This is a genomic window from Pseudothermotoga hypogea DSM 11164 = NBRC 106472, assembly GCF_000816145.1.
Classification (GTDB): domain Bacteria; phylum Thermotogota; class Thermotogae; order Thermotogales; family DSM-5069; genus Pseudothermotoga_A; species Pseudothermotoga_A hypogea.
Genome location: NZ_CP007141.1, coordinates 39,037 through 62,853, shown reverse-complemented (window position 1 = coordinate 62,853; position 23,817 = coordinate 39,037). Strand labels below are relative to the sequence as shown.

25 protein-coding genes and 1 pseudogene are annotated in these 23,817 nt (G+C 48.8%); 9 read left to right on the top strand and 17 right to left on the bottom strand.

The annotated features are described in order from the left end of the window. Complete coding sequence (locus tag AJ81_RS00345; RefSeq protein ID WP_051368889.1) at positions 1–459, bottom strand: restriction endonuclease; 459 nt, start codon at positions 457–459, stop codon at positions 1–3. Then, positions 456–854, bottom strand: a complete 399-nt coding sequence (locus tag AJ81_RS00340; protein ID WP_031503018.1) for a hypothetical protein — start codon at positions 852–854, stop codon at positions 456–458. Before AJ81_RS00340 ends, AJ81_RS00345 begins: the two co-directional genes overlap by 4 nt. Before the next feature lie 51 nt (positions 855–905). On the opposite strand from AJ81_RS00340, the gene AJ81_RS00335 reads away from it, so the two are divergent. From AJ81_RS00335 to murJ, 8 genes and pseudogenes are all read left to right on the top strand, one after another. After that, positions 906–1,187, top strand: a complete 282-nt coding sequence (locus AJ81_RS00335; protein ID WP_031503017.1) for a DUF167 domain-containing protein — start codon at positions 906–908, stop codon at positions 1,185–1,187. Between the two features lie 22 nt (positions 1,188–1,209). Further along, positions 1,210–2,388: an LCP family protein gene (locus tag AJ81_RS00330; RefSeq protein ID WP_031503015.1), complete on the top strand. Its 1,179-nt coding sequence runs from the start codon at positions 1,210–1,212 to the stop codon at positions 2,386–2,388. 2 nt (positions 2,389–2,390) lie between these two features. Beyond that, entirely contained in the window at positions 2,391–3,068 is a 678-nt protein-coding gene (gene nfi, locus AJ81_RS00325) for an endonuclease V (RefSeq protein ID WP_031503013.1), read from the top strand. A gap of 13 nt (positions 3,069–3,081) precedes the next feature. Next, the gene (locus AJ81_RS00320; protein ID WP_031503012.1) at positions 3,082–4,173 is read left to right on the top strand and encodes an iron-containing alcohol dehydrogenase family protein; all 1,092 of its coding nucleotides are present in this window, start codon (positions 3,082–3,084) and stop codon (positions 4,171–4,173) included. Continuing rightward, a pseudogene (locus AJ81_RS10985) lies at positions 4,169–4,345 on the top strand (class I SAM-dependent rRNA methyltransferase); the annotation flags it as partial. The gene AJ81_RS00320 and the pseudogene AJ81_RS10985, both read left to right, overlap by 5 nt. Positions 4,346–4,456: 111 nt before the next feature. Then, complete coding sequence (locus AJ81_RS00315; RefSeq protein ID WP_231845505.1) at positions 4,457–5,329, top strand: class I SAM-dependent rRNA methyltransferase; 873 nt, start codon at positions 4,457–4,459, stop codon at positions 5,327–5,329. 1 nt (position 5,330) lies between these two features. Continuing rightward, a complete protein-coding gene (locus tag AJ81_RS00310; protein WP_031503008.1) occupies positions 5,331–6,527 on the top strand; it encodes a pyridoxal phosphate-dependent aminotransferase in 1,197 nt (398 codons plus the stop codon). Further along, positions 6,524–7,966 carry a murein biosynthesis integral membrane protein MurJ gene (gene murJ / locus AJ81_RS00305; RefSeq protein ID WP_031503006.1) on the top strand — a complete coding sequence of 481 codons (1,443 nt, stop codon included), beginning with the start codon at positions 6,524–6,526 and terminating at the stop codon, positions 7,964–7,966. Before AJ81_RS00310 ends, murJ begins: the two co-directional genes overlap by 4 nt. On the opposite strand, the gene amrB is transcribed toward murJ, so the two are convergent. The 8 genes from amrB to AJ81_RS00265 are packed head-to-tail and all read right to left on the bottom strand — an operon-like array spanning position 7,953 to position 16,447. Then, positions 7,953–8,786: an AmmeMemoRadiSam system protein B gene (gene amrB / locus AJ81_RS00300; RefSeq protein WP_031503003.1), complete on the bottom strand. Its 834-nt coding sequence runs from the start codon at positions 8,784–8,786 to the stop codon at positions 7,953–7,955. The genes murJ and amrB overlap by 14 nt on opposite strands. Beyond that, on the bottom strand, positions 8,783–12,364 hold the full coding sequence (locus tag AJ81_RS00295; protein ID WP_031503002.1) for a type II secretion system protein GspD: 3,582 nt from the start codon (positions 12,362–12,364) through the stop codon (positions 8,783–8,785). Before AJ81_RS00295 ends, amrB begins: the two co-directional genes overlap by 4 nt. A gap of 11 nt (positions 12,365–12,375) precedes the next feature. Next, on the bottom strand, positions 12,376–12,840 hold the full coding sequence (locus tag AJ81_RS00290; RefSeq protein ID WP_031503001.1) for a hypothetical protein: 465 nt from the start codon (positions 12,838–12,840) through the stop codon (positions 12,376–12,378). Then, complete coding sequence (locus AJ81_RS00285; RefSeq protein WP_031502999.1) at positions 12,837–13,301, bottom strand: hypothetical protein; 465 nt, start codon at positions 13,299–13,301, stop codon at positions 12,837–12,839. The genes AJ81_RS00290 and AJ81_RS00285 overlap by 4 nt, the downstream gene beginning before the upstream one ends. A 1-nt stretch (position 13,302) precedes the next feature. Further along, complete coding sequence (locus tag AJ81_RS00280) at positions 13,303–13,878, bottom strand: hypothetical protein (RefSeq protein ID WP_031502997.1); 576 nt, start codon at positions 13,876–13,878, stop codon at positions 13,303–13,305. Continuing rightward, entirely contained in the window at positions 13,850–14,830 is a 981-nt protein-coding gene (locus tag AJ81_RS00275) for a type IV pilus biogenesis protein PilM (protein WP_031502995.1), read from the bottom strand. The genes AJ81_RS00280 and AJ81_RS00275 overlap by 29 nt, the downstream gene beginning before the upstream one ends. Positions 14,831–14,834: 4 nt before the next feature. Further along, on the bottom strand, positions 14,835–15,239 hold the full coding sequence (locus tag AJ81_RS00270) for a hypothetical protein (RefSeq protein WP_031502993.1): 405 nt from the start codon (positions 15,237–15,239) through the stop codon (positions 14,835–14,837). Between the two features lie 5 nt (positions 15,240–15,244). Continuing rightward, the gene (locus AJ81_RS00265; RefSeq protein ID WP_248691102.1) at positions 15,245–16,447 is read right to left on the bottom strand and encodes a type II secretion system F family protein; all 1,203 of its coding nucleotides are present in this window, start codon (positions 16,445–16,447) and stop codon (positions 15,245–15,247) included. Positions 16,448–16,482: 35 nt separating this feature from the next. Here AJ81_RS00265 and AJ81_RS00260 point away from each other — a divergent pair, with 35 nt between their 5' ends. Continuing rightward, positions 16,483–16,746, top strand: coding sequence for an RNA-binding S4 domain-containing protein (locus tag AJ81_RS00260; protein WP_031502989.1), 264 nt, complete (start codon positions 16,483–16,485; stop codon positions 16,744–16,746). Here the strand turns inward: AJ81_RS00260 and AJ81_RS00255 are convergent. Genes AJ81_RS00255 through AJ81_RS00225 form a run of 7 tightly spaced genes read right to left on the bottom strand, consistent with a single transcriptional unit; the run spans position 16,718 to position 23,816 of the window. Beyond that, entirely contained in the window at positions 16,718–17,431 is a 714-nt protein-coding gene (locus tag AJ81_RS00255) for a biotin--[acetyl-CoA-carboxylase] ligase (RefSeq protein WP_031502987.1), read from the bottom strand. The genes AJ81_RS00260 and AJ81_RS00255 overlap by 29 nt on opposite strands. Beyond that, positions 17,428–18,057 carry a hypothetical protein gene (locus tag AJ81_RS00250; RefSeq protein ID WP_038059566.1) on the bottom strand — a complete coding sequence of 210 codons (630 nt, stop codon included), beginning with the start codon at positions 18,055–18,057 and terminating at the stop codon, positions 17,428–17,430. Before AJ81_RS00250 ends, AJ81_RS00255 begins: the two co-directional genes overlap by 4 nt. After that, a complete protein-coding gene (locus tag AJ81_RS00245) occupies positions 18,017–19,294 on the bottom strand; it encodes a glycosyltransferase family 4 protein (protein ID WP_051368890.1) in 1,278 nt (425 codons plus the stop codon). The genes AJ81_RS00250 and AJ81_RS00245 overlap by 41 nt, the downstream gene beginning before the upstream one ends. Beyond that, on the bottom strand, positions 19,272–21,590 hold the full coding sequence (locus tag AJ81_RS00240; RefSeq protein WP_051368892.1) for an efflux RND transporter permease subunit: 2,319 nt from the start codon (positions 21,588–21,590) through the stop codon (positions 19,272–19,274). The genes AJ81_RS00245 and AJ81_RS00240 overlap by 23 nt, the downstream gene beginning before the upstream one ends. Beyond that, a complete protein-coding gene (locus tag AJ81_RS00235) occupies positions 21,587–22,033 on the bottom strand; it encodes a hypothetical protein (protein ID WP_031502980.1) in 447 nt (148 codons plus the stop codon). Before AJ81_RS00235 ends, AJ81_RS00240 begins: the two co-directional genes overlap by 4 nt. After that, positions 22,030–22,611: a hypothetical protein gene (locus tag AJ81_RS00230; RefSeq protein ID WP_031502978.1), complete on the bottom strand. Its 582-nt coding sequence runs from the start codon at positions 22,609–22,611 to the stop codon at positions 22,030–22,032. Before AJ81_RS00230 ends, AJ81_RS00235 begins: the two co-directional genes overlap by 4 nt. Next, complete coding sequence (locus AJ81_RS00225; RefSeq protein ID WP_031502977.1) at positions 22,608–23,816, bottom strand: S41 family peptidase; 1,209 nt, start codon at positions 23,814–23,816, stop codon at positions 22,608–22,610. The genes AJ81_RS00230 and AJ81_RS00225 overlap by 4 nt, the downstream gene beginning before the upstream one ends. Position 23,817 lies beyond the last annotated feature (1 nt).

Genomic DNA, 23,817 nt, shown 5'->3' with positions numbered 1-23,817 from the left:
TCAAATGATCTTTTCTCTTCTCTTCAGCTTCTCCAAGGCTCTACCATCAATGAAATAAATCCTCTTCACGAACGTCTTGGCTTCAAACTGTTTCGCAAACTCTTTGACCTTTTCAGGTATCTCGTTGTTCGTAATGACTCCCACATAACCTGTTCCGTATACGGTACCGGCGACAACTGCTTCTTCGACCGCGTCCGTGTCGATGGGTCTGTTGTAGTATTTCGCCTGGAGCACGATCAGTTTTCCACCGCTCTCGATCAAAAGGTCTGCACCGAAGTCGTGGGAGAACTTGGTGGAACGTGCGTTGTAACCAGCCCTCTTGAAAAGCTCGCAGAGAAAGGTTTCGAATTGCTGACCGTTATCAACCTGTATTCCAGAAACCTTTCTTCTTTTGTTCTTTAACAGGATGGCGAGAAAAAACAGTACCAAAGAGCAAAAAACAACTAGCTTCACAGTCATGAGGATCCTCTCCACATGACGATCATCTTCATTTTGTGAATTCTCGCGTTCTTGTTAAAAAAGTACACCGCCTTTTTCGTGTGTGGTGTTATTGACGAGTAGTAAACTTCCACGCGTTGTGCTTCGTTCAAAAGTGCCAAGATCACCGCGCGTTTGAATTTGTCAAAGCCAAAATGCCTCAAGAAAACCACAAGGATGGAATTTCTTCCGCGTTTGAGCAAGACGAATTTTGCACCGTTCTGAACCAGGGACATGTGGACGGTCCAACCGTTCCTCCTCAACCTCTCAAGTACGACATTTTCAAGATTTTTCAGTTGGATTTTACGCTTCTTGATTAGAATAAGAAACAGGACACTCAACCCGATCGCGACAGTCGTTTCGAACAACAACTTCATGTGCGTTGACTCCCAAAAAATTTTACATTATGAAGAGAGGTGTGGGCCAGCTTGGCACGAGTTCGGATCAAGGTCAATCCAGGTGCTCGACACGAATCGATCGAAGTGATGGGAGACGGAACCATCAAAGTGGGCGTCACTGCACCCGCTGTTGAAGGTAAAGCCAACGATGCTGTTTGCGAGCTACTCGCGAAGAGGCTCTCTTTGAGAAAGTCTGATGTGAAAATAGTGGCTGGAAAAACGTCAAAGCTAAAACAAATGGAGTTACCGTTGAGTTTGGAGGAGATCTACAGGCGATTGAACCGCCCGCCAGAAAGTCGTGTGGTAAAATGAACTGTGGAGGAAGACTTCGAAGGTGAAGCTTGTAAGAACTTTGGCGATCTTGACTTTGACGGTCACTCTCTCAGCCCTGTTGTTTCTCACACTGATCTGTGGATGGCTTTTCGAATTCTTCTTGTACAGAGAGCCCGAGGTCAACCCGTACTCACTGTTGGTCGTGGGTGTGGACGCAATGATCGAAGGGACACGTCGGGCGGATGCGATAATGATCGCACTGATAAACCACAAAGACAGAAGGATAATGATCAGTAGCGTTCCAAGGGATCTACTCTTGCAAAACAGCAAGATCAATGCTACCTATGCGAGATCCGGAATTTCAGGCTTGGAGCAGACGCTTTCGAAGTTGCTCGATATCAACTTCAACGGTGTGGTCGTTGTGGATTACGCTGCGTTCAAATATCTTGGCGACGAACTCGGCCCGGTGGAGATACACATCAAGGAACCGATGAAGTACGTAGACAGCGTTCAGAAGCTTTACATCGATTTTCAACCGGGTGTGTACCTGATGAGAGGTGACGAACTGCTTGCGTACATCAGATACAGGAAAGGCCCGATGGGAGACTTGTCGAGGATAGAAAGACAAAAGGAAGTACTGATGAAACTCGTGGAAAACGCCAGGCACGTTACTCTTCAGAAGCTTTTGTCCGTGTTCAAGAATCTCCAAAAGAACGTTGACCTCAAGGTGTCCACGGGGGAACTGGTGTATCTGTTCTCAAAACTGAGAAAAGGTTTCAGCGTTGATTTTGTCTCCTTCCCTTACATGATCAACGAACAGGGCGATGTGGTCCTGGACGAAAAAAAGTTAGCTGCTTACAAGCAAACGCTGAAGGAAATGAAAACTCAGGCTCAAAAAGAAACATTTCGTATTGTTTTGATCAATGCGGGCCCAGACAAGACTCGGGTCTTCCTCGAAAGGCATGTGGTTCTCTGGAACAGGGTCAGTTTGCAACCAAGCCTCATCGTTTGGGAGGATGTTGGCCTATCTTTCAGGGATGATGTTGTATTCGTTTTAGACAAGAATACACAGGAGGCTTTGAAAGGTCTTTTGAAGAGTGTCTATCCGGAAAAAACGTTCACTTTTACCAGTCTCGATGAGCCCAGCACCCTGAAGAATTATTTCGAGCTGATCGATAAGCTGTCGAAGAACAGAATCTATGTGAAATTTCCCATAGATGCTTTCGTAGTGGTGAGGTGAACATGAACTACAGAAACCTCCATGCGTGGGACGTATCGGCCACACGGGCGGTCGAAATCCAAAAAGAACTCAGATCGCTGATAGAATTGACTCCTTTGACAGATGTTGAACTCGTTGCGGGTGCTGATTTGGCCTTTCCAGATGCCAAACACGGCGTCGCTGCGATAGTGGTCCTGAACATTTCGACCATGCGTGTGGTTGAACAGGTGATAGTGCACGAGACGGTGAATTTTCCCTATGTGCCAGGCTTGCTCGCCTTCAGGGAAGGTCCCGTGTTCTTGAAAGCCTGGCAGCAACTGAGAGTGTTACCAGACGTGGTCATGTTCGACGGTCAAGGCATCGCGCATCCCAGAAGACTCGGAATCGCATCCCACATGGGTCTTTTCTTGGACCTGCCCACGATTGGCGTCGCAAAGTCCCATCTTTATGGGAGTTTCATAGAACCTCCAAACGTTCAGGGTTCTTACACCTTCCTCTACGATAACAACGAAGTCATCGGTGCCGTTGTCAGGACCAAGGTTGGGAACAAGCCCTTGTTCGTCTCTCCAGGTCACAAGTGCGATGTCTTGTCCGCCCTGAAATTGACACTCCGTTGCTGCACAAAGCACAGGTTGCCCGAGCCAACGCGTTTGGCACACGAACTGACACAGAAATACAAACACGTGGGACTCTTCGGCTGAGGAGGTGTCGAGGATGTGGCAGTACTTCATGCCTACGAAGGTTTATTTCGGTGAGAAGTGCATCGAGCGAGGAATTGAAGCTCTCAGATCTCTCGGTAAGAGAGCTCTGATACTGACCGGCAGAAGATCCTCAAAGGAGAACGGTTCGCTCGACGATCTTACGAGAGCTTTGTCTCAGATCGGTATCGAATGGGAGCTGTTCGACGATGTGGAGGAAAACCCAACCTTCGCACTCGTCAGAAACATCGTTTCTGAGTATCGGGATGGCTCATTCGATTTCGTGATCGGGCTCGGTGGTGGTAGTCCCATGGACACCGCAAAGGCCATCGCCGTGCTCTTGAAAAATCCAACTTTGAACGTAGAAGATCTGTACGATGCTTCCAGATACAACGAAGCACTGCCCATCTGCGCCATCCCAACGACCGCAGGAACGGGAAGCGAGGTCACGCAGTACTCTGTGCTCACAGACGATGCGGGTTTTAAAAAGGGTTTTTCCCATCCGGCTTTGACGTTCCCAAAGATTGCGTTTCTTGATGCTCGCTACACGTTGAACCTGAGCGAAGCCCTGACGAGGTCCACGGGTCTGGACGCGTTGTGCCACGCGGTTGAAGGTTTTCTCTCCAGAAGGGCTACGGTCCTTTCAGATCTTTATGCGAAAGAATCCATCAGGCTCATTGCGGAGAATCTGCCAAGAGTTTTGAAAGATCCAACGGATCTGCGCGCGAGAGAGAACATGCTTCTGGCGTCCTGTCTCGCGGGCATGGTGATAAGCCAAACGAGTACGACCATAGCACACGCACTTGGTTATCCTCTCACAACCTTTAAAGGCATAAGGCACGGTGAGGCCACCGCGGCGTTTCTGGATGTGATCGTGGAGCAGGCCATGATAGAAGTACCGGAGAAGGTCGATTTTGTCAGATCTGTGCTGGGTGACGTGGCAAAATTTTTGGAATACGTCGGTCTGAACGTCAGAGTTCCCATAAACGACGAAGAACTCATGTTGTGGACAAGCAGAGCCAAAAACGCCCCGCACGTTCAATGGACCAGGGGTAACTTCACCGAGGAACTGATCAGGTATCTCTACGAGAGGGTGAAGTTGCATTAAAGCGCGCGTTCTTCTAAAAAAGGATCAGAGGGACTTTCATCCCTGGATATTTCAAACTGAAATTGCCAAGATAGAGGGCGAGTTTGAAAACGGAGACGTCGTCAATGTTCATCTGTCCAGTGGAAAGTTCTACGGTGTCGGTTACATCAACACGAAGTCAAAAATCGCGATCAGGTTGCTCTCGCTACAGCCCCTGTCGACCGAACAGATAGTGGACCAGCGAATAGCTGAAGCGCTCAAAAGACGTGAAAAACTTGCCGTGGGGCGTGAAGCTCATCGATTGGTGAACGGCGAGGCGGACGGCTTGCCAGGTTTAGTGGTGGACAAGTACGGAGATTATCTTGTGATGCAGATCAACACACTCGGAATGGAAAAACTGAAGAGCTTAATCGTTGAGAAATTGAAAAAGTACACAAGTCCACTCGGAATCTACGAAAAATCCGATGCTCCAGCGCGGTCGAAGGAGGGTCTTGAAGAAAGCTGTGGGTGGATCTTAGGCAATGGACCAGAGGTTCTTTACTTCGAGCAGGATGGGCTGTTGCTCGCCGCAGATTTAAAGGGACAAAAGACTGGGGCCTTTCTGGACCAGCTGCACAACAGTCGTCTGTGTTCGATGTTTGCGAAGGATCAGGTGTGCCTCGACGTTTTTTCTTACACGGGTAATTTCGCACTGCATCTTTTGAAAGCCGGTGCGCAATCTGTAGTGCTGATCGATTATTCCCAGAGAAGCCTGTCCATTGCTGAGCAACTCTTGACACTGAACGGTTTCAGTAACTATCAGATCGTCCAGGCGAACGCTTTCGACTGGCTCAAAGAGAACTCTCGTTTTGAGCGGTTCGATCTCGTTGTTCTGGATCCACCTTCGTTTGCGAAAACTTCAACTTCGAAGGATTCCGCTTTACGCGGGCACAAGGAGATAAACCTGAGGGCCATGAGGATCCTTAAAAAACCTGGAATCTTAGCAACGGCTTCCTGCACTCAGGTCATCTCTGAACAGGAATTCGAATCGATTTTGAACGATGCTGCGAAAGACAGCAAAGTTTTGCTGAGCGTTCTCTACAAAGGTGGCCAAGGTTTCGATCATCCCTTCTTGTTGGCAGTACCAGAGACCAGGTATTTGAAATTCATTGTCGCGGAGGTCAGGAGGCGATATTGATATGCAACTCTCAAAGCGAGCTGTTGAAGTACCGGCGAGCCCTATAAGAAGGCTCATACCATACGCTGAGGAAGCGGTCAGGAGGGGGAAAAAGATTTACTATCTGAACATAGGCCAGCCCGACATTCCGACACCAGCCGTGTATTTCGAATACGCAGAGAAGTACAAACCTTCTGTCGTGGCCTACACACACTCAGCGGGTTTAATGGAACTGAGAGAAGCCTTCGCACGATATTACGCGAAATTCGGCGTATCGGTCAGTCCCTCACAGATCATCGTCACCAACGGCGGTAGCGAGGCTGTGATCTTCGCCATGTCGGTCGTCGCCGATCCGGGTGACGAGATCGTCGTTCTCGAACCGTTCTACGCAAACTACGCAGGTTTTGCCCATCAGCTTGGAATAAAACTTGTACCGGTTCGAACGTATCCAGAGGATGGATACGCTGTACCGAAGAAAGAAAAATTCTTCGAAGTCATAGGATACAGAACGAAGGCCATAATTTTCTCAAATCCATGCAATCCGACGGGGGCGGTGTACGACGAAGCACAGTTGAAGACCATCATAGAGGTTGCAATCGAAAAGGACCTCTTCATCATCTCCGATGAAGTTTACAGAGAGTTCGTCTTCGACAATTACAGGGCCGTTTCCATGCTGACCTTCGAAGAGATATCGAACAGAACGATCGTGGTCGATAGCATTTCGAAGAGGTACAGCGCCTGCGGTGCGAGAATAGGAACGTTCGTGACAAAGAATAAGGATCTCTATGCGGCCGCGATGAAGTTTGCCCAGGCACGTCTGTGTCCTTCGATGACATCTCAGTATGGTACGATCGGACTCTTAACGCTGGATGAGACTTACACGGAACAGGTAAGGCTTGAGTACCAGGCACGCCGAGACGTGGTGTACGAGGAGCTTTCGAAGATAGAAGGAGCCGTGTTCAGAAAACCACACGGTGCCTTTTACATAGCTGCGAAACTTCCGATCGACAACACAGAGAATTTTGTGAAGTTCATGCTCAGCGAGTTCGAAGTTGATGGAAAGACCACTATGGTTGCACCACTGGATGGATTTTATATCAGCCCGAATGCGGGAATCAACGAGATGAGAATCGCTTATGTTCTGAACTGCGATAAGCTCAGAGAAGCCGTTAAAATCCTGGGTCTGGGTATAGAAGCTTACACAAGGAGAATGGCATGACCAAAATTCTCAGATACGGTACTCTCTTTGCCATCGCAACTCTATTTTCAAGGTTCACCGGCTTAATGAGAGATGTCTTTCTCGCCAACAGGTTCGGTGTTGGAATAGAGTTCGATGCTTACTCGATTGCTATAGCGTTCCCTTTCCTTTTGAGACGGGCTTTCGCGGAAGGCGCAATGACGTCGGCTTTCATTCCCCTCTACAAAGAAAAGGCCGACAAAAACGAATTCGCATCGGCTGTCATAACGAGCCTTGGTATTGCGACGATCAGTTTGACGATATTTGTGCAGATCTTTCCGCAGATTGTGCCTTTTCTTCTCTCAAGTGGAGCGAACACGGAGACAAAACTGCTCGCAGCAAAGCTCGCACGCGTAAGCACTCCTTTCATCGTTTTCATATTCCTTTGGGCTGTCCTCTACGCGATACAGAATTCGAGCGAACGCTTCTTTTTCCCCGCGCTCTCACCAATGTTCATGAACTTTGGAATCATAGCTGGAGTGATTTTATGTGAGCTCTTCGATCCACGCATCCTCGGACCCACGATCGGGTTCACTCTTGGCGGTGCGGCGATGTTTTTGAGTTTGATACCAGGCGCGAAGCAGGTGGGCTTTTCTTACAGACCAACGTTCGTGGGGGCTCGTGACTTTTTCAAACTCTTTTTCCCCGCACTCCTTACCATGACGGTCTCCGAATTCAACGTGCTGATAGACGTCAACGTGGCCGCGTTGATTGGTCCTGGAAGTGTTTCCATCCTGCAGTACGCAAACAGGTTCTATCAGCTGCCATTTGGAATTTTCGGTGTGGCGGTTTCAACCGTGGCGTTACCCCTCATGAGCGGTGAGGATGAAGATTCATCGAAACATTTGAAAGACGCGATGAGAACAACGTTCTTTTTCAGTGTTCCATCCACCATCGGATTGATCGTGCTCAGTGAAAGACTCATCGTTCTCGTGTATCAACACGGTGCCTTCACCCATTCTGACTCAATCAGAACCGCAACGGCACTGCTGTTCTATTCTCTGGGACTTCCCTTCTACTCAATGATGGCTCTGCTCTCGAGATCGTGTCATGCGAAAAAGGACATGAAGTTACCATTCAAAGCCACGGTGGTATCGTTCGTTTCAAATGCCGTGCTCGATTTTGTCCTCGGTTTGACCATGAAGACTGCGGGCGTAGCCCTTGCGACGGCCTTAGCTGGTGCCATAGGTGCGGGATACCTTCTGTTCAAACTGCGTCCAGAGATAGACATGAAGCACTTTCAGAAGGTCCTGATCTGTTCTGCGCTGATGGGATTAGTTCTCATGATCGCAGAGCACGTTAGCCCATCCAAGCTTTTCACGCTGGTGCTCGTGCTGTTGGGCGTCGGCGTTTACATGGTGTCATGTTTGATCACAAAGGTGGATGAAGCTTACCAACTCTTACACTTCATTCGAAAATGAAGCTTGCGTATCCCACCACGTGAGACCTGTCACCCGAGGTATCACCGCTCGTCGCATGTTTCAGCAACCTTGCCTTTGAGAAACTCTGCATGTAGAGCAGACATGCCACGGGTGAAAGACCGCACATCGTGATCCTCTCGTCTGCTGCTACTCTGTAGAGCCCTTCTGGATCCTTCCTCAGGATTTCCTCGATGGCAAGCTGATCTTTCCGCTTCGTGGTTGCGTCGTCTTCGTAGTGGTTGAAGTCGCTCGAAACGACAAGTACCGTTGAAGAAAAACTCCTAAACAGTTCGTCCAGGGCGTGCGCCAGCGATTTGCAAACCTGCAAGCTCAGAGGAAACATCGTTATCGGCAGAATCTCGAAGTCTTTGAAAACGTATTGGAGAAACGGCAGCTGCACCTCGAGAGAATGTTCAACCATGTGACATCTGATGTCCGCCGAGGCTTGTCTACATTCTTCCAGAACCTTCTGAGCTGCCTCTTCACAGACTTGAACCTCGCCCAGCGGTGTGGACCAGCTGCCCTCAGCCCAGACGCCGATCCGGGCACCGTAGCCTGTGTGGTTGGGCCCGAGCAGCACCACGAGCTTTGGATTTCCAAGCCTGGCCAATTCTGCATACGCGTGAGCCGCCACAGGGCCACTGTACACGTAACCAGCGTGCGGAACTATCAGTGCAACGTTTCTTTCGAGTGGCCTGTCGGGTTTCTTCGGCAGCTGACCCGGTCCAATCTTTGACGTGAAACAGCTCTCGATGAGCTCGATCAGTGCTTTACGCGATGCCGGATAAAAGCTTCCAGCAACCACAGGCTCCCTCTTCACGGTTCAATCACCCGCGCCGTTATGAAGATGAGAAGCTCTGCCTTATCCTTTCTGTCGGTCACAGATCTGAAGAGTTGACCTATGAAGGGCAGTTCACCGAGCACTGGCACTTTCGCCACGCTCTTCACAGACTTATCCTGTACGAGGCCACCTATGACGAGCGTTTGATCGCTTTTGAGGATCACCTCGGTTTCGGCTTGCCTGGTGATCTTTCCATAAGTGTTCATGCCAGAGAGCGTTCGTTCCTTCACTTCACTCACTTCAGTATAGAGTTTCAACTGTATACTGCCATCGCTTCGAACAATTGGCGTTATTCTCAACTGGATACCGACGTCCATGTAATCGATCAAAATTCGTCCAGCCTCGTCGACGCCTGCCACGAACGGAACTCTCTCGCCTATGAGGATCTTAGCCTCCTTACCGCTGACGGTGACTATCCTCGGACTCGCAAGCAGGTCCGTCAAACTGTTGGAATTCTGGGCCGAGACATCCAACGTTACTTGGGCACCTGCCAGCAGGCTCAGCAGGTTTCTGTAGTCCACCAGGTCGATGACCGACATGGAAAGGTTCAAGGTGCCAGAACTACCGATACCTGCAGATGCTGAGGGCATTTCCAGTGCGAGGTTTGCCCTCCTCGACAATTCGTCCGTGAGGCTTCTATCTATGAAGCGAGCCTCTATCTCGACCTGTTTCAAAGGCTTGGACAGTTCGTCGATGAGTCTCTCGACCTCTTGCTTCGCCTCCACGCTCAAATTCGTCAGTATGAGTAAGTCGTTCAGATCGTCCACATAAACCCTGCCCCCGTAGAACTCAACCACGGACTTGATCTTGTCGAGATTGTGGGAAACCTTGTAGATGAACTTTTGTTCGGCTGTTGTGTCCAAAACAGGCGCAGGTTTCAGAACGACGGTCACTCCCTCTGACTCCACGAAGCTGTATCCGTAGTTCTTCTCGATGACGTCCTTGAACTGTTGCCAGCTTATAGTGGAAACCTTCATCGTGATCGTTTCCTGTGGGAAGGTCACAAAAACGATCGAAACCCCCAGTTCCTCAGCGACCGTCTCGATGACATCTTTGAGTGCGATACCGTCACACTCCACGGAAACAGCGTCTTCAGAAACCCTCTGTACCTTCAGGAGCTTTTCTCGCCTTTCCTTCTCTTCTTCAGCGCGCGCCTGTATCTTCTTCAAAATCGTTTCCGCAAACTTTTCGTACTCCGCAGCGGCTTTAGCGACCGCTCTTTCCTCCCCCGATATGACCACAATGTCCAACGCCGCGAACGCCTCGAAGTCTACCTCCAAGCCTATTTTCGCAAGGTACGCTTTGAATTCGCCCGCCGGGAACTCCGGCACCAGTTCTTTCACGATCACCGTGATCTTCTTCGGTTCTTCCACTTTCACGGGCACGTTCTCTTCAATGAGGGCTACCAGCTCGAGCGCCTTAAAGATCTGAGTCTCTTCACCCTTTATCAGTAGGAGGTTTCCTATGCTGACGATTTCCACTTTCGCAACGCTGATAACTGCACGTATCAACGCATCAACGCTGAGGTCTTCCCTGACTTTGACAAGTCTGTAGGTCGTCTCGACAGGTTTACCAACCAGATCTCGAATCCTATCCAGCAACTGTTTTGCACTTTCCAGTGCTTCTCTCTGTCCCACAAGCAGGTAGAAGAACTGCGTTTTCTCGACTCTAACACCATAGATTTCCGAAAGCAAAAGCCTCAGATCGTTAAAGTCCACTGTTTCGATCACCGGTACCAGTTCGTGAGTCTTCGATGGTCTCTCAGACAAAAGTTTCACCACGGACTCGATCTCTTGCGCGGCCGACTCGAGCTGCTGCTTATCCTCCGAGCTGAGCAACAGCAGGCCGAGTGATCTCAGGTTTGCTTCTAACCTGACATCGAACAGAGATTCTATGAGAGTCTTCAGTTCAGCAAAAAGTTCCTGATCTATCGTCAGCGCCAGAGCCTTTGTGTGTCTCTCTCTCACATAGACGTTTATGAATTTCCTTGCCCTGTCGATTTCTTCATTCGTTCCCACGACCCTGAGTACGTTCTCAACACTGCTTGCATCTATCCCATAAATTTGGTTCAAGATCGCAGACACCTGTTGTGCCGTTTCCCTGTCTTTCAGGAAGAATATCTCCGAAAACCTTGCCGCAGTGAACACACGAATCAAACGCTGACAGAGCTCTTCGGCAACATCCTGGACGTTCCTCGGTGCTATCAAGGCAACGTTGACGACATCCTTGTCCTCTGAAACTAAGATCCGCGACTTAGGTATACTCAAGATCTCTGTGAGTGCATTCAGAATCTTCTCAGAATGGACCTTCGGTATAACAAGTTTTCTCACCTGTTGAGAGTCTAAAAAGCCGAGATCCTCGAGAACCTTCCTCGCAAGCTCGAGCCTTTTTGGATCACCGGCGATTCGAACCAGACCGAACGAGATCTCCTCGGCTTCCAGCTGGAACTTCTTCAAGACTTCGATAGCCTCTTTCGCGTAGATGAGCTGAAGTGTTTCGCTGACCGTTTGTTGAACCATCTCTGGTTCTTGGGTCTCTTCAACTTCCTGTCGACTCTGCTTCAACTTGATAATCCTTTCGAGTTCTCTCAAGTACTGAAACACTTTATCCAAAGTCTGTGGATCGGCCTTCAGGATGAACTTGTTCAAAGCTTCCAATAGATGGTACTCAAAGTTGTACAGACCCTTCAAAGCATCGAGAAGTTTCTTTGCTTCGTCAACGAAACCTTCAGAGAAGAACTCCCTCGTTTCGATCTGTGGCGTGAGCGAAAGGATCTTCGCTATCATCTCTTGCTCCTGTACGTCACCATACACGAACAAAACCGACTTGTTCGCCAGATAACTCATGACAACGTTCGGCGAGAGGAGAGATTCGAGCTTTTGCACAAGGCTTTCATCCTTTACCTCAAAGATCCCCCAGAACTTTTGAAATCTCGCTGCTATTTCGCTGCGTGTACCTATGTGCAGGGTCCCGTCGGGCATGTAACTGTAAGCGAGAGGTTCGTTGCCCACCCTGACCATCACCAAGATGTTCCTCAGCGCGTCCTCTGGCAACACGTCGTCCAGTTTCAGCGAGAGTTTCTGGCTCTTCACTTTTTCAGAGACGACAACGTTAAGCTTCAGCTCTTCGCACAGATATTTCACCGCAGTCTCGACATCACCGTCAACGAGCGCAAGACTCAATTGTTTTTGAGAAGATGGGACGAAAAGTTTGAGTGTTCGCGGAGACAGGCTCATCTCAGGTTCCTTTGGAACAAGAAGCTGAACAAGAACGAGGCTTCCTTGGTGCGTGTTGATGACTCTCAGCGATTCGACGGGACCATACGCGATGGGCAAGAAGAATGAATCCAACGGGTGCCTCACGTCCTGCAGGTAAATCGATACCAGAGAACCCGAAGCGTTCCTCTTCAGATACACGTTTCTCTCGCTCACATCGGAGTCGAATTCCATCACCAAAGTAACCCCAGCAACGCTGAAAGTTGGCGAGATCCTGACCAGGGAGGTTGCGAAAGTGATCATGGCCAAAATCAACATGAGCAACAAAACGAGCCTCCTCATCGTCCCCCTCCTCACTTCACGACCAAAAGATTTCCAGTTAAGAGGTCTACCACGATCGCTGCGAAACTCACTGCGTGGATTATCAGATACCTGTCCTCGAGAGTTGATCCGACGGGTTTCAAAATACCGTTTGAGAACATCACAAAGTTTTCATTTTCACTGACGAAGTAACCCTTGAACTTATATTTGGAGAGCGGTTCTACCTGTGAAAGTGCCTGGCGCACCAGTTGTTCTTTGTCCACTTTCAACAGATAAGGTTCGAAAACGTCCATGATGGGCTTCGGTGCTTCAACATTCTTTCTAAAACGTTCGATATCTGAGTCCGTCAACCTCCTGATCAGAGGCTGTAAAACCTGTTCGCGTGGCTGTGCTGTTACACCCGTCACAGGCGACTTTTGGTAGAAGAACAGTACGTAGATGGCGATGGCCCAAACCCCGACGAGCACCAGAAGCAGGACAATCAAACGCTTATTCATTCGAGCGTCACACCCTTCAGGACCAGCCTGACGCTCACGCGAACGGCCACTTTCATTTCATCGGTGACCACAGGTACAATCTGCCTGGAGTCGATGAGCATGGACTGAACGACAACGTTGGCACTGCTCAAAAGGTGGGCCACGAGGTCTCTCAACTTTTCTGGCTCACAGGTTCCTTCGATCAAATAAGTACCATCCTTCTGCGATGAAAGGTTCAGATTCGCTGCTTGTGTCAAAGATTCAATTTCTTTGAGAGTCGTTCTGGGCTGAACGGCCTTTTCAAGATTGCTCAAATATTCCTTCTTTTCTTCAACGTTCTTATCGTACAGCTCGAGCTTCACGAGTGAGCTTTCAAATTTCGAAATCATATTTCTCGAACTGAAATAATCGTACACATCAAAATAGAGAGCTGATCCCAGCGCGATCAGCAAAGCCAAAAGGATCGCCAATCTGCGTGGCATATTATCTTCTTCCCTCCATGGAAACGCTCGATATTCTCTTTCCAAGAAACGTCATCTGCGCATCGTATTCGTTGCTCTTCGTCACCTTGTATCCAAGGTCGATCAAAACCTTTTCCAGTTGATCAGCCGTTTTAACCGAACTTGGGTCATAGAGCTCGTACAGACTGATCTTTACGGAATCAGCATAAACGAACTCCCTCAGTACAATCCAGTTACTGTCGTTCCTCTGCAAGGTCCTCAAGATGTTTCCCAGCGGTTCCGTTCGCTCGTTGAAGGTTTTGATGTGATTTTCCAGTTGATCTATCTGCGTTTGCAGTCGTTTGCTGGTTTGGACCAACTGGTTGTTGATCGCATCGATTGTTGACAGAACGTTGGGCAGGGATACCGAACGGCTGATTCTGTACTTCTCGACTATCCTGACATGGTTGTTGTATATGGAATCGATCACAGAGCGCTTGTAAAAGTCCAGAGTGAAACGCATGGCAAAAACAGGCAAAAGCAGTGCTAAAGTTAGAGTTAGAAAGGACGAGATTTTGAGAATCGGTTTTTTATATCTGAACAAGTTTATTCTTTCCAAATTCCTCACCTCCTCGAAGCAGAAGTCCTACAATGCCCATGGGTAGATTCTTCGCTTCGATATCGAGACGCAGCGTCTGAATTTTTCCCTGAAAGGTCTCCACAGTTTCGAAGAGTCTTGCGTAATGTGGCGCGAAATCCATAGGATCGCAGAACACATAAAACCCTGCGACGTCTCTTATTAGTGAACCAGGCAACGCCGAACTGAGCAAGAATATGATTTCTCTCTCAATGGCGTAAGGCAGATCGATCACTATGGACTCGAACACGTTCCTCGCGTTGTTAGGCTCCGGTTTGGCCAGTTCTCGGGCTATCTCCTCTTTACTCAATCCCGTTTCTTCACTCACTATTGCGATGGTCTCTTCAACTGAGTGAGAAAACGTCCTTATCCCGAGTGGTGAACCAGCCACACATACGATGGCAGTACTGTAATCCGGCATCAGAAAAATGAGCACACAGGTTTCCCGCACAGGTACCCTGATCAGTTGCAAATACTTGAAGACGTCGGGTATCACAACGTCCGGCAACGGAAATCCTGCGGAGGTGATGCTCGACACCCACTCGTTGAGCCGTCGAGCTTTTGTCACCATGACGAGCGCCTTTCCAACGGGATTCATCATGCAATCGAGTGCCATTTCAGAAGAAGAGAGATTGAGGATTCTCGACATCTCAGCTACAGCGTAGGCTCTCAGTTCCCGTTTCTTAATTTCTTTCGGTACATCCACGGTGTTGAACAACACGTCTTCCATCGGAAAGTTTGTCACGACGATGTCTTCCACATCGGGTTTCAGCTTCGAACGCAGTTCCTTTAGACGCTCGACAACATCTTCATCTTTTCTCACACCTAAGAAAACGGGATTCGACAAGATTCCCCTGAATTTTCTCGCCCTCGAGCCTTGAACCCAATTTTTCCCTATATCGATCGCCGTGATCATCTTGTGGAATATTTGCACCTTATCACCTCTTGATGTTCGCCCTCAAAACCACTGGTGGAAAACTCAACGTCCAGTTCTTGCTCACGATACTTCCTGCTTGAAGGACCGTCGTGGGTGATAAAGTTATCGCTCCACCGTCTTTGGTCACGATCTGTACCTGCTCTTTTGGAACGACACTGATCGTGGTGACACCACTCGTCTTACCTGGACGAATGCACCTCAACCTTATTTCATCGTTTATAACGCTTATCGTCACGGTCCCAGATGGATTGTCGTCGAGAACATAGTGAAGTGCAGAATACGTCAGGCACTTCAAATAGAGCGGTTCAACATAATCTAACATCCTATCCACGACAGGCACGCAGGAAAACATCCCCACGGCGAAGGATGCCAGGACGAGTAACTTGAAAAGCACCTCGATCAGCACTCAAATCACCTGCCTATCGTTTGCTGCAACTGGAATATCGTCGAATACATTGTGAGAGCCATGAAAGCGATGAATCCTCCAACGCCCGCGATCAACATCGGTTCAACCAAGGAGACCAATTTTTTGACCCCCGTTCTTATCTGATCCTCGTAAAAGTCTGCGACCTTCATCAGCACTTCTTCCAACTTTCCGGTCTCTTCACCCGTTCCCACCATCTCGTAAACCAACTGTGGGAAAACGCCGCTTTCGAGCATCGCCTGCCTCAGGCTGGCTCCCTCACGAACCCTCTCGCTGATGCGTTTGCTCACCCTCATCATCCTGGGGCTGTTCGACGCGGCTGCGGCCATCTCTATGGCCATCGTCAAAAGAACGCCACTGCCCGTCAGCGTTCCCAAGATTCTGCAGAAACGCTCCACCGCCATCATGTTACGCAATTTCGCAAGCGGAGGAAACAACCTGGCAAACCATTCCTTCACGTAATTGACGTACCTGGTTTTCGAGAAGATGATGATTCCAATCGCAACCAGCGCTACCGTTATCAGGACCGAAAGCCAGTTGTTAGAAAGGTATCTGTTTGCGTTCATGAGAAACCGAACGATTCCACCTGTAGGTATATCACCGAAGACGGAGATCAACCTCGGCAGAATATAAAACGTTATCAAGAATATGACACCCACAGCGAACAAAAGAACGAACGTTGGGTACGCCATGGCTGCCCTAACCTCATCCTGTAACTTCTTGGAAGATTCGTAAAAATCTGCGGCCTTCTCCAGGGATTTGTCCAGCACGCCGCCTTCTTCACCTGCGGAAACTAAGTTGATGAACACCGGGTCGAACACCTTTTCATTTCTCAAAGCCTCGGAGAAGGACATGCCCATTTCGAGTGATAACACGAGGTTGTTGACGATCTTTCTGAAGCGGGAAGAGAATACATCCTGACGCGCCAGTATCGAGAGGGCATCCTTCAATCTGACTCCTGCTGTGACCATCGTTGCCAACTGTCGACAGAAGATCACCAGCTCGTTCAAATGGACCCCGAACAGTACGATGTCCTTCTTCGAACTGATGGGCTGGATGCGCAAGACCAAGAAGTTTCTTCTCTTTATCAGGTCTGCGGCTTGAGATTCGCTGCTGGCTTGGATTGTCCCCCTTATTCTCTTTCCTTCAGGTGTTAAGGCGGTGTATCTGAAATAGGGCAAAAGTTTCACCTCTAATGAAGTATACTACAAGGTGGGTGAAGGTTGTGCGAATCGACAAATATTTGAAGCAGAATGGACTGATCAAGCGAAGAACAGTTGCGCAACGGATGATAGAGAGCGGGAAGGTCCTGGTCAATGGAAGGGTTGTTAAATCGTCTTATGAAGTGAAAATAGGCGACGCAATAAAGATCATCTTCCCTTTCCGTGAGATCGAAGCAATCGTTGAGGAAAACGGGGTCAAAATCGTTGGTCGAACAGGAAGGAACGAATCAGATCCTCCTAACAGTCCACAATCTCCAGCGAACTGAGGCGCATCGTTTTGTCTTGTATTCTGAGTGTGATCGATTCATCGTCTATCTGAACGATCTCACCCTTCAACGTTTCACCGCCCACGTTCACACAAATGAGCTGCCCTTCTTTTTGAATCAACATGTTTTTCCACACCCGTGTCAAGGCCTCTGGTTTTCTTGAATATACTCTGAGAGCTCTGTTCATCTCTCTGAGGATCATAGACAGCACCGACAACCTTTCGAGTTCTTCACCAACCAGAAGCTTAAGACTCGTGGCTTTCTTCTCAAGCTCTTTGGGGATCTCGTTGTTGACGTTCATGCCTATTCCCACGATGATCGCTCCCAGTCGATCTTCTTCGAAAATAGTTTCTGTGAGTATGCCTGCGAGTTTCTTCCCATCTACGTAGACATCGTTCGGCCACTTCAACTTTGCTTCGACCTTCAATGGTCTTAAGGATCTGACGATCGAGACCGCGCTGAGCTTCGTGTAAAAGTTCGGTCGCATGTTCTTTCTGGGTTTGAAAAGTACCGAGAACCACAGTCCTCCTTCGGGCGAATACCAGGCTCTGTTGAACCTGCCACGGCCCGTGGTTTGAACGTCCGCAACGATTACCGTGCCATGCGGAAACAGTTTCCAGTTTTCCTTGAGAAAATCGTTGGTTGAACCTATGATCGGTACCCTTATGAGTTTTTCACCGATCATCGATAGAGCATGAACCTCCATGCGAGACTGATCAGCAGCCCGCTGGCCGGACTGATCCACCACGTGTGATCGAACTTCTTCACGAAGATGAGACGGTAGAACAAAGCGATCACCAGTGAGAGAAAGACGAAAAGAGGCTTTGAAGCGAGCAGAAAAATGAAGACTGCCAGTCTTTCGGAAATGCCATCTATGTCAGACATGAATTCGTCTTTCGGATAGAAATTTCTAAAGAAGTACGTCACTCCAACCGACACAGCCGACATACCGAGCAGATAGAGAACGAACTCGTTCGACAGATAAGATCTGTTCAACAAGTTCATACCCATCACGTTGAAAATGAAGGCGGAGGCGAGCCCGGCGAGCTCAACGAGGTGCAGCGGCGTGCCTCTCGGATAGACCTTCACCCTGAGAACGTCGAGCAGAGCGTGTATTGCGAAGAACCCGAAGAGCAAGGCCGTGCCAAGCTTCGAGTACAAAAACACATCGAACGTGAAGGCCAGGATTGCAAAGAACGACCAGAGGATGTGCCCAAACAGCTTCGAACCTTTGTAAGTTCTTATTTTCGCATTGTTTGTGAATGCATGGTCAGCGACCACGTGTCCGAGAAAAAGGTGCAAAGCCAGCACGCCTACCACCTCCTGAAGTGAAGATCTTGCTGGAGATCTGTTTCATCTTCTCCACGATGATCTCGATCCACACGCTGGTATAATACTCCACTTCGGCTGGACCTTCGAGAAGGCTCAGCTCGTAAACTTTTTCCAGATCCTGGACCGTTTTTTGTATGGACCAGTGCTGTTTCACGTAAGCTTTTCCTTCCGATCTCATCTCATCGTACAGTCTCGTATCGGAAAGCAGCATTTCCACTTTTTCGACGAACTCTTCCAGTTTTGGTTCCTGTAAGAGCAAAGCACCCTTACGATCCTTCAAAACGTTTGCGATTCCCATTTTCGCGACGGCCACCACGGGCGTCCCTGCCGCCAGAGATTCGAGGACCACGAGCCCTTGAGTTTCAGTCATCGAGGCGAAGACGAACAGATCAGCCTGCTGATAGTAGTCAACGAGTTGTTCTCGTGGAAGGGCACCAGTGAAGGTCACTCTGTCTTCTATTTCGAGCCCTTTTGCTTCCTCTTCCAGCTGGTCTCTCTCGGGCCCATCACCGACGAATATGAGGATTACATCGTAGTTTTTGTTCAACAGCTCTCTGAGCACACGGAGCAGAAAAGACACGTTCTTTTCTTTCGCCAACCTTCCAACGTAGAGCAACAACTTTGTCTGGGGAGATATTCCGTGCCTCTTCCTTACGTCGAGGAGTGAAGGTCTTTCGAAAGATTCCACATCGATCCCGGTTGGTATCACGTGAATGGGTTTCACCACGCCATAACCCATCAGTTCTTGTTTTATGTTTTCGGTCGGTGCGACGATCCTGTTGACCATGTTGCAGAACCAGGCGGAAAACTCCGCAACACTTTCTCTCGAAGGTGTGAGTGGCTTTGGAATGTAGTGTCGGTATTCGACCAGCAAAGTGTGGTACGTGTGAACGTGAGGAATTTTCAGATATTTTTGCGTTGCAAGAGCCCTCAGTCCGAGTGCGAACGGGGCATGGCTGTGAATGATCTCGACTCTTTTTCTGCGAACGAAATCGAGCACGGGGAGTAGCCGACCACTGGTTGGAATTACGTGGTTCGATTCGTACTTGAACTGTGAACTCTTCAGCACGAAAATCTCGTCGTTGGTCTGCCCGACTGTCGTGACAACGTACACCTGATGGCCTCGCTCTTCGAGCGCACGCTTGTATAGAAAGACAGACGTCGCAACGCCATTTTTTTGAGGAACGTAAGTTTCAGTGAACATCGCTATTTTCACGATCTTCACCTCCAAGAACGTGGAAGCTCAAAAGCGCGGTTGTGAAGAAACACATCACGAATCCTATCCCCATGAGAACGCCGAACTCCCTCAGGAGCTGGCCCTGAGCCGTAGAGAAACTTCCAAAAGCCGCTATGGTCGTTATAATAGACAGGAACACCGATTTGAAAGTCCTATAGGTGTGTGTCTCGTCGTTCCTCAAGACCGCGTGTCTCATGTGAATGAAACTGTCCACCCCGAGTCCAAGCAGCAAAGGCACAGAAAGCAAGGTCATGAACGTGGTACGGATGTTGAGCAATGACCCCGCTCCAAACGTTCCAACTATGGAAGCCAAGACTCCCACAGTGATCCAGAGACTGGCTTTTAAAGATCTGACGCTCAGCAGCAACATGAAAAAGATACCACAAACGGTAAGAAATATCACTGAGTACATGCTCTTTCTCATGTCCTCCATGATCATGTAGAGTATCATGGGTGTCCCGAAAGATTTGACGCCATTTTCGGTGACAAAGTTGTGAACGATCTTCAGACGATTGTCTTTGTACAAATCTTTCGTTGTGTCCGTGTAAAGAACGTACATGGTGTGTCCAGCTCTTTGATAGAAAAAGAGAGGAACGTCTTTCTGAAGCTCACTCAGCACGTCGTTCAAATCTTTCGAGCCTTTTAAGAGTCTGAGCATATCCAAAATCTGCGGATACATACCGATTCTTTTGAAAACGGCCAGTAAGAAAGGATTGTTCACCATTTCACTGAGACTCGCGTAGAGATTCTGTGCACTTCCATTACCATCGAACTTCGAGAACTCCATCAGGCTCAGTACCGACAGCGGTGGAATGAAAAGATCAGAGCTTTTCAGCAACTGGTCCAACCGATGCAACTCTTCCAAATCTTCTGCGACCACACAGATTTCTCCGAAGCCAACCCTCTGAAAACTCTTCTTCAGCTCAGCGAAGGCCATGGCAGACTCGGCTCGCTTGGCAACGAGTCCCGGAGGAGTGTACCAGTATTCCTTTAAATTCAAAGCTCCCAATGGAATGAATGCGATCAGTACAGCAGAAACTACAAGCGCAAACCTCCTTGACCGACTCATCGAAAAGAGTCTCCTCAGGAAAGTGAGTTTCTCATGTTCGACGGGCCGAATTCTTAAACTCAAGAGCATCGACGGCAAAAAGAGCATCATGGTCAGATAAAAGCAGATCATACCGATGATGGAGAAGGTTGCCATCTGAACGAAAGGTCTTGAGAGTCCAAGGTACATCGAACTAAAGGCGCCTACGGTCGTCAAAAGAGCAATCAGACTGGGTTTGAGCAATTCCGAGAGAGCTTCCTTGATACCTTCTCTGAGATCCTTGAATCTCGAATATTCTGCGATCCTCGTCATGACATGAATTCCGTAGTCGATCCCGAGTCCCAACACCATTGCGTTCACGAAGGAAGTCACTATGTTGATCTCGCCAACCAGGAGGCCTGCCAAACCAAGGGTCATGCACATGCCAACTACCATCGAGAGGAAAAGACAGAGTAAGACACTCAAACTTCCATAGCCCAAATAGACTATTAAGCTTATTCCGGACAACGATACGATGGAGGTGATGGCGAAATCTCTCTGAACCTGATTGTTCGATTCATATACACCCGCGGGTGTACCTGTGAACGCAAATCGAACTCCGGTAGCTTTGCTCACTTCCTTCGCAGTGTTGCGCAGTCCGGCAACGGCTTGATAGATGGCGTTAACATCGCTCACGCTCGAATTCAAAGCGAAGTTGATGAGTATCAAACGCTGATCTGGAGAGAGCAGTATGTACTGCTCGATGCCCTTCCTGTTGATGTATTCTTCCGCAAGCTCGTTGAGCATTGACAAAGAAGCGAACAAATTTCTCCACTGAGAAAAATCCAGGAAACTTCCCTCACCAAAATCGAAAGCGTTCTGTACCCGGCGTAACACTTCCGAATCGAGGCCCAGAAAGCCGTACTTCACAAACAGCTCGGGATTATCCATCTTCAACGTTTCTGAAACGTATCCGCTCTCCTCGAACCGTTCCTTCAAAAGCTCAACAGCCCTCTTCGCCTTTTCAATGTTGCCGTCTGTATATGCGAGCACCACCAGAATGTTCGAAGAAAGCTTCTCGGACAGGAAGCCTATCTGTTCTTTGTAGTTTTGGTCGAACTTGTCGGCTAAGTTCGTCAGATCAGAATTTATGGAGATTCTCCTGAGTCCAAAAAGAGCGAAGAGAAAAGCTGAAAGCAAAAAAACGACCAACAAGGTACGGTGATGTCTCAACACAAGGTCTGTCATATCCAGTATCTCACCACCGTGAGTAGACCAAGGTAGGCAAAGATTCTCACCGACAGGATCAGTGGATCGTGCTCACTGGCGAGGAAGATTGAATGGACAAACGCGATCGTGAAGGACAGGGCTTTTGGGAACCTGAGCCAGGCCAGCATCACTGCATAAATAGGAGTCAAGATGTAGGGAAAAAACAACAGCGGTACGGAAAGTGCGTCTTGTACATCACGGCGCAACAAGGTCAAGCCACAGAGCAGAAACACGTAGATAAGAAAAGCCACGTTCATCTCTATGTACTTCACAAGCAGGTTGGTTCCAACAAAAACAAGCTGGAAGTTATCCCAGAATGCGATTATGACTGTGTTGAACGTGATCAAAGCGATCAGGAAAGACCAGGTTTCATGAACTTTGAGAAAGGCGTCTTTCACAAAGAGGCATTTCAGAATCCTCATTTTGCCGTTAGCACCTCAATCCCGTACTTCGAAGCTAAGTTTTTCAATGATTCTATGTACTCCTCCCCGCTCTTTACGGCATTCACACGCTGTGACTCACCGTCCAGAACCTGGATCAGGATCTTCGCGACGTCCGAATGGTTTGTCAGTACCTGCCCTTCTTCATCCAAAACTATCGAGGCAGAATACATTATCTTCACACCGTTCTTCTCGAAACTGGCACGAACGATCTTCTTTGAACCTGCTATTTCCACTTCGACTCTGTTTTCGATTGGTTTTTCTTTCTCCTTCATCAGGACAGAATAATAATCCGCAAGTCGCTCCAACCTCAACACCGCAACCGTTCCGCCCTGTGAAGGTATCAAAAAATTGGCGATCGGAAGCTGGTGTAACTCCATCAAGAAGTTCATCTTTTTCCCCAGCGCAGAGAGGAAGTTTTGGAACGGTGAGCGTAGCCTCACCTTCGGGAAAGGTTCTATCCAGATCAAATCTTTGTTCATTCCAAGTTGAAGCTGAAAAAGCAGTGCCACGACCAAACAGATTGAAAAGCAGATCGTGGCAAAGCCGAAAGACGTCATTCAATCAACTCCAGCAATGTTTCTAAGCCTTTTGCGATGAAAGGATCTTCCAAATTGACTTCAACGATTTTCTTCGTGTAGTCGTACACCAGAGTTTCCCTCGGTTTTTCATTCTCCTCTTCTACCACAACATCCGGTTCGATCCCTATCCTGTGGATATCTTTGCCGGAAGGTGTCATGTACCTTGCCGTGGTCAAATACAGCGTCCCACCGTTGGCAAGAGGAAATCCGGTTTGAACAGAGCCTTTTCCGAAAGTCGTCTGTCCAACGATCTTAGCCACGTTGTTGTCCTTCAGCGCTCCGGTAACTATCTCGGATGCCGAGGCGGAACCTTTGTTCACCAAAATCACGACGGGGACATTGGGATACTTGTTGCCCTTCGACTCGTACACTTCTTCAACACCATAAGCGTTCCTCGTTTTCACGATGATTCCCTTGTCCACAAAGAAACTCGCAACGTCTATTGCGCTGTTCAGATAGCCTCCTGGATTGTTTCTCAGGTCCAACAATATGCCTTGAACGCCCTTCTCAAAGATTTCGTCCAGGGCCGAAGCCATCTCCTGGGTAGTCTTCGCACCGAACCGGGTGATCATGACGTAGCCGACGCGCCCTTTTTGTGTCTCGATGTAAGCATGCTTGACCGGTACGATTCGGATGACCTCTCTGACGATCTCGAAGGTCAACAATTCCTGCACACCTTCCCTCAGAACCTTGATCTTCACCTGAGTGCCGGGCTGACCCCTCAGCTTTCGAACCGCCTCCATGTACTGCATCTCACTGACGGGTTGATCGTCTATCGAAACAATCCTGTCACCCGGTTTCAGGCCGGCCCGCCAGGCGGGAGTTCCGTACATGGGCGCTATGACCTTCACTGCTTTGTACTCGCTGTCGTACGTCACTTCTATACCGAGACCTCCGTACTCGCCTTCCATCTCGATCTGCTTTTCCTCAACCTCTTCCGGACCCTCGTAGTAAGAAAAATCGTCGCCGAGACCTTTCACCAGACCATCGATCGCGGAGTCGATGAGCTTGTTCAAGTCGATGCTGTCCCTCTCGTAGTAGGCGTTCAGAATGTAAGAAAGAGTTTGGTAGAAAGGAGTCAAGGCCTTGTCCACATCTTTGGGGGTCACAGCTCCGCTCAGAAGCCATGCTGTGAGGAGTACGACCACACCAACTGTCACGACAACAAACACGTTTTTCCTCATT